Source organism: Psychrobacter urativorans, from assembly GCF_904846675.1.
Taxonomy (GTDB): Bacteria; Pseudomonadota; Gammaproteobacteria; order Pseudomonadales; family Moraxellaceae; genus Psychrobacter; species Psychrobacter urativorans_B.
Genome location: NZ_CAJHBT010000020.1, coordinates 22,688 through 33,824, shown reverse-complemented (window position 1 = coordinate 33,824; position 11,137 = coordinate 22,688). Strand labels below are relative to the sequence as shown.

The following is an 11,137-nucleotide window of genomic DNA, read 5'->3' as shown; positions in this document are numbered from 1 at the left end:
CTTATTCCGCCCGACTGTCTTTATCACGAATAGCATGAAGTATTTGTCCATAAGCGGCACGCAAAGTAAGCTTTTGCTCGTCTGTGACGTCATTAACGCTCAAACAACGTTCAAAGACTTCCATCTCATTTAAATCTTGTAAGGTCTCAGAAGACGCTTCTTGATTGAGCACTTTATTATAGGTGCGAGGATTTTTAATTTTTAATATCTCACAAGGTAATCCTTCTACCATAGCAGCAACCTGTTCACGTAAATCACTGACAATATTATCGCCAGTATAAATGACCTCAAGCCAAACGGATTCTGACGAGGAACGTGATTGTGTGAGCGCTTGAATGGTGGCCTTGATGGTTTCTAAGTCACCTGAGACTTGCGCCAATCGTTGAAAACAAGGGATGCTAAGGGAGGTCACTTGCATATGACGAGATTCGTCACGATGCAGTAGTTTTGATTCAGGTTTGTCAGTTATAGCTATAGACGCTTGAGCAGTCTCTTTATTATCGTGGTTATGCGTATCATCTAACACATCGAAGCCAAATAAATCGTCTATAAAGTCATTGTTGGACGCTCGGTTATTGGCCAATTTTTGAGTCGGTATGGTTTCACTGGTAAGTTGTATGGATGGTGAGGGTGTTGATACTGGGGCAATATTTTCTGTTATAGCTCCAAATTGTACCAATAATACCTGCTTTTGCTGGCGTGCTTCGCCAAAACCCATGGCAATGGGCGATCCTGAATAGCGAATATGCTCGCGACCACCAACACGCTGCGGCACATGTAGATGCCCAAGCGCCACATAATCAAAGCTCGCATCGAACATCTCGGCTGAGATTTTACCTAAGTTGCCCACATACAAGTCACGTACGCCATCATCCGTAGTGGTGCTACCGCCAGCAGCGAACAGATGGCCTGTAGCAATAATAGGAATATAGTGCGCGTGTGTAGCGGCAAGCGCTTGTTGATGGGCTTTAGCAATGGTAGCGACCGCGTCATAGTGCGCACAGATACCGCTAATGACGCTTGCATCTTTACTGTCCATCGACTCGCCAGCGCCGCTGCTACGCACATCACGGTCGCGAAGATAAGGCACAGCGGCAATAATACAATGCGCTATGCCATCTGCATCATTTAAGATGAGTACTTCGTCGTTCAAGTATTCACAGGCTGTGCCGATGACATGGACGTTTAAAAACTTTAATACTTGGCTGGGCGCGTCCAAGAAAGTCGGGGAGTCATGGTTGCCCGCGACGATGACGATATGTTGGCAACATGATTTTGAGACTTTACCTAAGAACTCATAATACAGTGCTTGGGCTTTATTACTTGGCGTCATGGTATCAAAAATGTCGCCTGCGACAATGAGCACGTCCACCTGCTGGGTGGTAATGATGTCAGAAAGCCAGTTCAAAAATGCTACGAACTCATCGTAACGCATGCGCCCATAGAGCCTACGCCCCAAATGCCAGTCGGAGGTGTGCAGGATATTCAAAGGTCTGATATGAGTAGTGGAAAATAAAGGTGTGGCAGTGACAGATACGGACATAAGCGGGCTATTATTAGAGTCAATAGAAAGCTTTTATTCTAGCAAGAATTAGCGAGGTTTGCTGGATTAAGCGCTATTAGCGCTATTGATGACAGCTGACAAACTCTCTGAAGACCCAGCCGATATATTTGAAGATTTATTTCACACAAATAAAAACCACACTGATAATTTTATAGGTGTGGTTTTTATTGCGGTTCTTATCATGTTCTAACCAATCACCAACTGCTCCAAACTATCATCCTCTTTCTGCTCAGCAAGATTAGCTACCATTGATAAGGCATGCGCTTGCTGGCGAGTAGGCTGGTTATATTTTAAATCATCTTTAGGCGTTGCAGTTGTGCCTTCACGTAACCAGTTATCAGTGGTGCTAGCATTAGTATTGTTGCTAACGTTTTGATTATGCTGATTATACCAAGCCAAATCATGATGTAGCGCGACCACATCACCCATAATCAGTAGGGCTGGCGTGGGCAGCTGGTTTTGTTCTTGCAATTCAACGATGCTTGCTAAGGTGCCAGTTAACACTTGTTGATTAGGCATGCTGGCATTTGAGACGATAGCGATAGGAGTGTCACCACTGCGCCCTGCTTCAATCAGGCCTTCAGTCAAGCGTGCCAGCGAATGCAAGCCCATATAGAACACGACGGTTTCATCGGTATCAAGTAGATTCTTAAAGTTATCGTTTGGGGCGCCAGCCTTTAAGAACCCCGTGACAAAACGTACTGACTGTGAATGATCACGATGCGTCAGTGGAATGCCAGCATAGCTAGCAGCGGCATTGGCGGCAGTAATTCCCGGAACGACTTGGTAGGGGATACCATGGGCACGTAAGCTCTCAATCTCTTCACCGCCGCGCCCAAAGATGAACGGGTCGCCACCTTTTAACCGAACCACACGCCGACCTTTCTTGGCTTCATTAACCAACAACTCATTGATACCCAGCTGCGCCACGGCATGGTTGCTGCGTTTTTTACCCACAAAAACTTTGTCCGCATCACGTCGACACAAATCCAGCACTTGCGGTGACACCAGCGCATCATAAAACACAATGTCTGCTTGCTGCATAAGTCTCAGTGCTTTAAACGTTAATAGCTCTGGGTCGCCAGGTCCAGCACCCACTATATAGACTTCACCGACGGGCTGTATAGGTTTGCTTTCTGTATTATCATTAGTTGCGGTAGTTGCGGTAGTTGCGGTAGTTGATGCCGTTTGTGTATCCTGTTCATTAGTTAGCTGGCAAGTAGCAGTGTTGTTTTTGATAATTTGTGCCGCTGTGCTATCTAAATCGGCTTGTAATTGAGCAGCCGCTTGGGTTTCATTTCCGGCAAACATCAGCTCACTGACTTGACCTTCAAACGCCCGCTCCCAAAACTGCCGACGTCCGGTTAATGTCGGTATTTTGGTTTTAACCTCCGCACGGAAGTCACCGGCCAGCTTGGCCAGCTTACCGTAGCCTTGCGGGATTAAGGTCTCAAGACGGGCGCGTAATAGACGTGCTAGCACTGGGGCTTTACCATTTGAGGAAATACCAATCACAATCGGATTACGATCGACAATGGCGGGGAAAATAAAATCGCATAAGTGCGGGGTATCGACCACGTTTACGGGAATATTAAGTTGACTGGCATCCGCATGAATCTGATGATTAAGCACTTCGTCATCTGTCGCGGCAATAATAACTCGCGCACCAGTCATATAGGTCTGATTATAATTTTCGTAGATTAAGTGATGTTTGCTGTCTGTTGCAGCGTTTTTAGTATGGTTAAGCAGCGCTTGTAGCTCAGCACAGATACTAGGTGCAAGAATAGTGATACACGCGCCAGCCCGACTGAGTAAATCTGCTTTACGTAGTGCCACATCGCCGCCGCCCACGATAAGCACTTTGCGGCCTTCTAATTTAAAAAATAGCGGAAAGGTGTTCATATCGTCACCATCAGTTAGTTGCAGTCAATTAAAGGTAATTTATGAAACCATTATGGGGCATTGCTTGGTTCTGCTCACGTAGCGTATTGGCATTAACATATTCTTAATTTTAATAAAATCCGTAGTTTTTTTAAAAAAGAAATAGTGAAATGAATATTGCGAATCTAAAAAAACCCCTCTTAATTTACCAAGAGAGGTTTTTACATTATGAATTTTTGGCGTATTCAACTATAGCTGCGTATGCAATCCACATTCGCGACTTTCTTCTACCTTAGTCGGATCAAAGTAATCAAGCTCGTTCGGTAGGTTATGTTCGGCCAGATAGCCATCCAAATCACCGTCGGTTTTTTCAAACAACGGCGCGACTTTTAACACGCCATCTTTAGATAGACTCAGCACATCAAGACCTTGACGGAATTCAGTTTGGTCTTTACGAATGGCATTGAACCAGACGTCAGGATTTAGCTCATTTAAAGCACGGCGGAACGGCTCAAGTTTGACTTGCTCGGTAAATTCGTCATGTTGTGGATTATCAATGCCAGGGATACCATTCATGGTCGCGTCACGATAGGCGCTGGTTTGTTTGGGGATATAAGTGATGACGTTTAGGTTCAAATCACGGATGAGCTTGTTTGCAAACTGATAGGTAGTGTCCGTGTTATAGCCTGAATCAACCCACAATACGGTGATATCATGGCGAAGCGATGCGACTAAATGCAAGATAGCCGACTCATAAGGACGGAAATTGGTGGTAATGATTGGGTTTTTGGCTTGGGTCAGTGCCCATGCGACGATTTCTTCTGGCGACTTACCTTGTAGGTCTTTATTGGCTTGGTCGATGTCTAAGTTAGGATGCAATTGGCTCATTATGATGTCCTTAATTGAGATTAACTGAAAGAGGTGATAAATGTGAAAATTTAAATAATTATTAATTTTAGAAATCAAGCACCAGTAAACATCGGCAAACTGGCGGCACTGCGTCCGGCATGAGCACTGGCAAGCGCCGTAAACGCTTGAGTGATATCTGGCTTGTTGTCATGCTCATTCAATATAAAGCTGTCGACACCAACGCGTAACAAGTAAGCGATTTGGTCACGTCCAAACGCGCCTGCCATGCGGATTTCTCCGCTATAGCCCAGTTGACGTAGCGTTTGTACAAAGCTAAAACTGCGACCATCAACAAAGGTCGGCACATGGATGACAATCAAGGCCTGCGCTAATAAAAACTCGCTCAGACCCGCCAGCGCATCGCTATCGGTATCTGCGGTAACCCAAACCCCAAGGCAGCTGGTATGCTCAGTCAATAGCGCAAATAATTGCTGTAATAATCCGCCAGCAAGGGTGCCGGTGGCGCTGAGTAAATCGGTAAGGGGAACGATGACATCCGGCTTGTCTTGCTTGTGCAGCAGCTCTAGCAATGAGATATCAGTTAATGCAATACCGTCTGGTAATTCTGCGGTGGTCAGGGCATACCAAGTATCATCGCTACTAATATCAAGGCCCTGGCTGTTTAAGATATGGTGATTACCCATAGACCTTCTCCTTAAAGGGCGCAATGCCAACGCGATCGATCACATCACCAAAACGTTCAATATCGTTTTCACTGTTCGCGCGCAGTTCAAGATAGGTGTCTAAGATGATTTGTAGGGTAATGGCAACGTCAGTTGCAGGGACGGCTCTACCTAGTATTTTACCAATCTTGGCGTCATCGCTAGAGTTACCGCCAAGGCTAATCTGATACCAGTGTTCGCCTTTTTTATCGACGCCTAAGATACCGATATCGCCAACGTGATGATGGGCGCAAGCGTTCATGCAACCGGACATATTCAGGCGAATATCACCTAAGTCGTAGAGATAATCGAGGTCATCAAACTGCTTTTCGATTTGTTCGGCGATATTGTGGGTGGTGGCATTGGCAAGCGAACAAAAATCCCAGCCGGGGCAGACAATCATGTCCGTTAAGGTATTGATATTGGCACGGGCTAAATTCAACTCAGCCAATTGCTGCCATAGCTCATATAAATGGTTAATTTCTACATCGGCAAACACTAAATTTTGCTGATAGGTGCCGCGCAGCTCGCCAAAGCTATAACGGTCGGATAAGTCAGCAAGCGCATCCATTTGCGCTTCGTTCAGATCGCCTGAGGGCACATAACTGCCATCGACCAAGCCTGCTTTTAGAGAAATAACGACCGCACGGTAGCCAGCCACTTTATGGGCAACAGTATTTTGGTTATACCAATTGGCAAAGTCTTTATTAGCCGTTAATTGATTTTGTAGCTCAGATTGAACCTGTAGGGCATCAACTGCTACATAGTCAGGCGCAGTAAAGTAGCTGCTGGCAGTGGTAAAGTTGTCATCCGTTAGCGTCAATGCGCCATCTTTAGTATGCGCTTCCCATTCGGCATCGACCAATTTGGCAAATGCGCGTCCACCCATACTTTCAACCAATATCTTGATACGCGCTTTGAACTTGTTATCACGGCGACCATGCAGATTATAAACCCGCAAAATGGCATCTAAATAGCTGAGTAAATGTTTACGTGGTAAAAACTCATTGATGACTTTACCAATGACTGGGGTACGACCCAAACCACCACCGACTATCACCTCAAAACCAGTCTCGCCATCGTCATTGGTTTTTACATGCAGACCAATATCATGAACTTGGGTAGCGGCTCGGTCATTCTTAGTACCGATAACTGCGATTTTGAATTTACGCGGTAAAAATGCAAATTCAGGATGAAAAGTCGACCACTGACGAATAATTTCGCAATAGGGGCGCGGATCCGCAATCTCTTCTTGATGAATACCGGCATAAGGGTCGGTGGTGGTGTTGCGAATACAGTTACCCGAGGTTTGAATGGCGTGCATTTGCACTGAGGCCAGATGCGCTAAGATATCTGGCACCTCTTCTAGTTTTGGCCAGTTCAGCTGCATATTGGTACGAGTCGTGAAGTGACCGTAGCCTTTATCATACAGACGGGTAATTTCAGCCAGTTTGCGCAATTGATAGCTGGCAAGCAGCCCGTAAGGAATCGCGATACGCAGCATAGGCGCATAACGCTGAATATAAAGTCCGTTTTGCAGGCGCAGTGGTAAAAACTGCTCTTCTGGCAGCTCGCCGGCTAAAAAGCGCTGAGTCTGGTCGCGAAACTGAGCAACCCGTTCCTCAACCAACGTTTGGTCAGCATAGTTATATTGATACATGACGTAATCTCAATTTTGTTTTTAAAATTAAAGGTGATGTCAAAAAGTGCGCTAAGTCGGTGCGATAAAACAAGGCAAAGAGCAGCGGCAAAAATGATTTGCTAGGTAGTAGCATCAAAAAAATGGTTAGTGTTTTCGTAAAAAAACTGGTTCAAGGCAATATAGAGTCACATGATATAAGGTTGGGGTTGGAAATATAAATTCCTTTAAGTCATATCCATAGTAAAACACTGCATAAATTTTCATAACGAAAATTAGGTAGCCTATGCTCATCTAATATGTCACATCATTATTTGTTTTATTCGTATCATTTTAATTAGTATTCCTTTAATGAACACCTCTTTATCAGCACTCACTCTTATCCGTATTCATTAGTGATTACTTTTACCCTTTGTTATTTCACCATTTATTCGAGGTCTCTGATATCAATATGACACAATCTATAGCAGCCACCGCAAAATCCGAGTCAAAACCCATATCAACACTAGTACCGCCACACGGTAGTGCTGAGCTTAAGCCATTATTGTTAACCGGCGATGCGCATAAGCAGTCGCTTAAACTTGCCAGCACTTTGCCACAAATTCTCTTGAGCTCACGTGAGCGTGGCGATTTGATTATGCTGGGTATTGGTGGCTTTACACCGCTTGATGGTTTTATGAATAAAGCCGATTGGCAAGGCGTGGTTGATGACATGCGCCTGCAAACTGGCGCTAATGCTGGCTTGTTTTGGCCAATTCCGATTACTTTATCCGCACCGAAAGTAACGGCTGATACCTTAAACAAAGGCGACAAAGTAGCGTTGGTTGCCGAAAACGGCGAGATTATGGGCGTATTGACGGTGGAGGAAACTTATACCATCGATAAAGAACATGAATGCCAACAAGTCTTTACCACGACTGATCCCGAGCACCCAGGTGTTCAGCAAGTGCAGAGCCAAGATGAGGTTAATATTGCCGGTAGTGTTGAGGTATTAAGCGAAGGCGAGTTCCCAATGTTATATCCGGAGATATATAAGACGCCTGCCGAAACGCGCCAAATACTCGCTGATAAAGGCTGGAAAACAGTTGCCGCTTTCCAAACCCGTAATCCCATGCACCGCTCGCATGAATACTTAGCCAAAATTGCTATTGAGATTTGTGATGGGGTATTGGTGCATTCATTGTTAGGTGCGCTTAAACCAGGTGATATCCCCGCCGAAGTCCGTCAAGAAGCTATCAAAACGTTGATTGATAATTACTTTAAAGCAGACACCGTAATTCAAGCTGGTTATCCATTAGACATGCGTTATGCCGGTCCACGTGAAGCGTTGTTACATGCGCTATTCCGTCAAAACTACGGCTGTAGCCATCTAATTGTCGGCCGTGATCATGCGGGCGTTGGTGATTATTACGGCGCATTTGATGCCCAAACTATCTTTGAGAAGTTAGACAAAGATGACTTGATTACTCAGCCGTTAAAGATAGATTGGACGTTTTGGTGTAATGCCTGTAGTGCAATGGCCTCGAGCAAAACCTGCCCGCATGATGCCAGCCAGCATGTAAAAGTATCGGGTACTAAATTGCGTAAAGCACTGTCAGAAGATGAAGAAGTGCCAGACAACTTTAGCCGTCCGGAAGTATTGGATATTTTGCGCAGCTACTATGCTAATATCGCCCGTGAAGAACGCGCAGAAGTGAAGTTAGAAGGTGCGTCTGCGGTATAATTACTTAGTAAAGATTCGATATTTCTGTTAGTTTAATAAAAAAAAGGTGCCTGATTAATTCGGCACCTTTTTTATGCTTATAAAAAGGTTGAGATTGTTTATCCCAGCTATTCTGTCGGTATTAATAATCCAGTCGCGGTGGTCCAAGCCGTCACTGATAAAAATGGTAGTACGGAGGCGGCAAACGCTTATCTAAAAGGCCTATGGGACAAACCGGCGCAAGAGTTGATGGCGAAGATGTATCTACGCCCTAGTGATAAGACGGTACTAGCGGCAAATCAAGATACCTTGCCTAATATAAATACCTTTGAGCCGGTAGATGTATTTGGGTCTTGGAATAATATTATGTCGACCTTTTTTGTTGATGGCGGGGTATTCGATACGCTGGCACGTCCGCCGAAGCAATGATCAAGAAGCGCTAATTAGCTTTAACAGGCTAATTAGTCCTATATTCCATTTTGGCACAAACATACGCATATTCGTCATTAAACATAATAAGCTAGCGCTGTTAGCATAACTGCATTAAATCATATAACACTTTGAGGTATTTATGACAACTTACGCAGCAAGCAATCAGCTTAACAAAAAAGCCAGCCCCTATAAAAATAAAGCGCTTAGCGTATTAAGTATGGCAGGCGTTGCGATGACTTTGGGTCTAGCAGGCTGTAGTAACAGTGAGCAGGCGAATACCAATGCTGACGGTACGCCAGCTGTAGGTCAAAACATTGAGCTGTTGAACGTCTCTTATGATGTGGCGCGCGACTTTTATAAAGACTATAACCCACTATTTATTGAGCATTATAAAGCTGAGAACCCAGACAGTAATGTGACTGTCAATCAGTCTCATGGCGGTTCCAGCAAACAAGCATTGTCAGTCGCTAACGGTTTACAAGCGGATGTGGCAACCATGAATCAAGGATCAGATATTGAGCTACTTGAGAAAAAAAGCTTGGTTGAGGCAGATTGGGAAGAGCAGTTCCCTGACAATGCCGTGCCATTTACTAGTACTATCGTCTTCTTAGTGCGTAAAGACAATCCAAAGAATATCAAGGACTGGGAAGATTTAACCCAGCCCGGTCTTGAAATTGTAATGGCCAATCCAAAAGTGACCGGTAATGGTCGCTATGCCTTCTTAGGCGCTTATGGTTATGGCCTCCATGCTTTTAATAATGAGGAAGCGCCTGCCAAAAACTACGTCAAAGACGTGCTAAAAAACGTTAAAGTCTATGAAAATGGCGGACGGGCGGCAACCACTACCTTTGTTCAACGCGGTATCGGTGATGTACTCGTCACTTTTGAAAATGAAGCCAATCTTGCCGCTACCGATTTTGGTAAAGGTCAAGTAGATATCATCTATCCTAAGTATTCTATCAAGTCTGAAAGCCCTGTTGCCATTGTAAAAGCGGTTACCGATAAAAAAGGTACCACTGCTGCGGCAAAAGCCTATCTTGATTACTTATGGAGTGAGCCTGCCCAGCAATTGGCTGCTGACCTATATTTACGTCCTAGTGTAAAAAGTGTTCTTGATAAAAACGGTGATAAATTACCACCGATTGAAACTTTCCGCCCGAACGATGCCTTTGGTTCATGGGATGACATTATGGGTACTTTCTTCAGCGATGGCGGCGTATTCGATCAGTTAGCTACTAATGCTCCGCAGTAAGTCTTGCATTAGATTTCATAGCGAAATAATCAAGATTTTAGACCGCTTTTCAGACTAAGCAACGCGTTACTAAGGACATGGCCAACCGCGCTATGTCCTTTATACCTTTAAGCTACGAGCTTATTCAGGTTATCGACGCATAGATAACATCATACGACAGCATGGTCACAACGATAAGTATTATTAGCTAGGCAATAGCAATAGGACATCATTATGAGTGCAACATCTTCTCCTGCCAGCAAACCTAATAAAAAAGGCTGGCTGACCCGCATGCGTCAACGCAACGTGCTACCAGGCTTTGGTCTGAGCATGGGTATCACGGTCTTTAGCTTGTCGCTATTAGTAGTATTACCGTTTGCTATGATGGCCTATACCACCAGCCAAATGGGCTGGACGGGGTTTTGGGAGACCATCAGTCAGCCGCAAGTAATGGCGGCTATTAAACTGAGCTTATGGATGTCGTTTTTAGCGATGTTGACCAATATGGTATTTGGTACGTTGGTGGCGTGGGTATTGGTGCGTTATGAGTTTTCGGGTAAATCACTGATTAATGCGTTGGTTGATTTGCCATTTGCACTACCGACCGCGGTTACTGGTATTTCCCTTGCCACCTTATATGCGCCGAATGGTTTGATTGGTCGATGGTTTGAAAAGTTCGATATTCAAGTGGCTTTTACCCCGATAGGGATTTGGTTGGCATTAGTCGTAGTAAGCTTTCCCTTTATTGTGCGTGCGGTGCAGCCAGTATTAGCAGAGTTATCGGTTGAGTTTGAAGAGGCCGCGGCGGTATTGGGTGCCAATCGCTTAACCACCTTTAATAAGGTAATTTTACCAGAACTATTACCGGCACTACTTATGGGTGCAGGTATGATGTTTGCGCGTGCCACTGGCGAGTATGGTTCGGTGATCTTTATTGCGGGTAATATTCCGATGCAGTCTGAGATTTTACCGCTGATTATTATCGGTAAGCTGGAACAATTTGATATTCAAGGTGCTTCCGCAGTAGCGTTATTCATGCTATTGATCTCATTTGTGATCTTATTGACCATTAACATCGTGCAGTGGAAGCTGTCTCGCCGCGTAGGAGCCCGCTAAG

General features: G+C 44.8%; 9 protein-coding genes. 4 read left to right on the top strand and 5 right to left on the bottom strand.

The annotated features are described in order from the left end of the window. Nucleotide 1: 1 nt before the first annotated feature. The 5 genes from JMY06_RS09510 to JMY06_RS09490 form a co-directional block, all read right to left on the bottom strand. The gene (locus JMY06_RS09510; protein ID WP_201618058.1) at nt 2-1,543 is read right to left on the bottom strand and encodes an exonuclease SbcCD subunit D C-terminal domain-containing protein; all 1,542 of its coding nucleotides are present in this window, start codon (nt 1,541-1,543) and stop codon (nt 2-4) included. Nucleotides 1,544-1,750: 207 nt separating this feature from the next. Then, nucleotides 1,751-3,466: a uroporphyrinogen-III C-methyltransferase gene (gene cobA / locus JMY06_RS09505; RefSeq protein WP_201618057.1), complete on the bottom strand. Its 1,716-nt coding sequence runs from the start codon at nt 3,464-3,466 to the stop codon at nt 1,751-1,753. A 228-nt stretch (nt 3,467-3,694) separates the two neighbouring features. Beyond that, a complete protein-coding gene (locus JMY06_RS09500) occupies nt 3,695-4,333 on the bottom strand; it encodes a phosphoadenosine phosphosulfate reductase family protein (RefSeq protein ID WP_201618056.1) in 639 nt (212 codons plus the stop codon). 74 nt (nt 4,334-4,407) lie between these two features. Next, the gene (locus JMY06_RS09495; protein ID WP_201618055.1) at nt 4,408-4,998 is read right to left on the bottom strand and encodes a DUF934 domain-containing protein; all 591 of its coding nucleotides are present in this window, start codon (nt 4,996-4,998) and stop codon (nt 4,408-4,410) included. Beyond that, nucleotides 4,991-6,676 carry a nitrite/sulfite reductase gene (locus JMY06_RS09490; RefSeq protein WP_201618054.1) on the bottom strand — a complete coding sequence of 562 codons (1,686 nt, stop codon included), beginning with the start codon at nt 6,674-6,676 and terminating at the stop codon, nt 4,991-4,993. Before JMY06_RS09490 ends, JMY06_RS09495 begins: the two co-directional genes overlap by 8 nt. Before the next feature lie 430 nt (nt 6,677-7,106). On the opposite strand from JMY06_RS09490, the gene sat reads away from it, so the two are divergent. From sat to cysT, 4 genes are all read left to right on the top strand, one after another. Beyond that, nucleotides 7,107-8,378 (top strand): sulfate adenylyltransferase, encoded by a 1,272-nt coding sequence (gene sat, locus JMY06_RS09485; protein WP_201618053.1) that lies wholly within the window; start codon nt 7,107-7,109, stop codon nt 8,376-8,378. A 138-nt stretch (nt 8,379-8,516) separates the two neighbouring features. Continuing rightward, nucleotides 8,517-8,786, top strand: a complete 270-nt coding sequence (locus JMY06_RS09480) for a hypothetical protein (protein ID WP_320157857.1) — start codon at nt 8,517-8,519, stop codon at nt 8,784-8,786. A 220-nt stretch (nt 8,787-9,006) separates the two neighbouring features. Then, entirely contained in the window at nt 9,007-10,041 is a 1,035-nt protein-coding gene (locus JMY06_RS09475; protein ID WP_413786912.1) for a sulfate ABC transporter substrate-binding protein, read from the top strand. A gap of 213 nt (nt 10,042-10,254) precedes the next feature. After that, nucleotides 10,255-11,136, top strand: a complete 882-nt coding sequence (gene cysT / locus JMY06_RS09470) for a sulfate ABC transporter permease subunit CysT (RefSeq protein ID WP_201527199.1) — start codon at nt 10,255-10,257, stop codon at nt 11,134-11,136. Nucleotide 11,137 lies beyond the last annotated feature (1 nt).

Bases quoted from the DNA above. Each gene is read 5' to 3' on its own strand.
- JMY06_RS09510 (WP_201618058.1), bottom strand. From the start codon at position 1,543: ATGTCCGTATCTGTCACTGCCACACCTTTATTTTCCACTACTCATATC.
- cobA (WP_201618057.1), bottom strand. From the start codon at position 3,466: ATGAACACCTTTCCGCTATTTTTTAAATTAGAAGGCCGCAAAGTGCTT.
- JMY06_RS09500 (WP_201618056.1), bottom strand. From the start codon at position 4,333: ATGAGCCAATTGCATCCTAACTTAGACATCGACCAAGCCAATAAAGAC.
- JMY06_RS09495 (WP_201618055.1), bottom strand. From the start codon at position 4,998: ATGGGTAATCACCATATCTTAAACAGCCAGGGCCTTGATATTAGTAGC.
- JMY06_RS09490 (WP_201618054.1), bottom strand. From the start codon at position 6,676: ATGTATCAATATAACTATGCTGACCAAACGTTGGTTGAGGAACGGGTT.
- sat (WP_201618053.1), top strand. From the start codon at position 7,107: ATGACACAATCTATAGCAGCCACCGCAAAATCCGAGTCAAAACCCATA.
- JMY06_RS09475 (WP_413786912.1), top strand. From the start codon at position 9,007: ATGGCAGGCGTTGCGATGACTTTGGGTCTAGCAGGCTGTAGTAACAGT.
- cysT (WP_201527199.1), top strand. From the start codon at position 10,255: ATGAGTGCAACATCTTCTCCTGCCAGCAAACCTAATAAAAAAGGCTGG.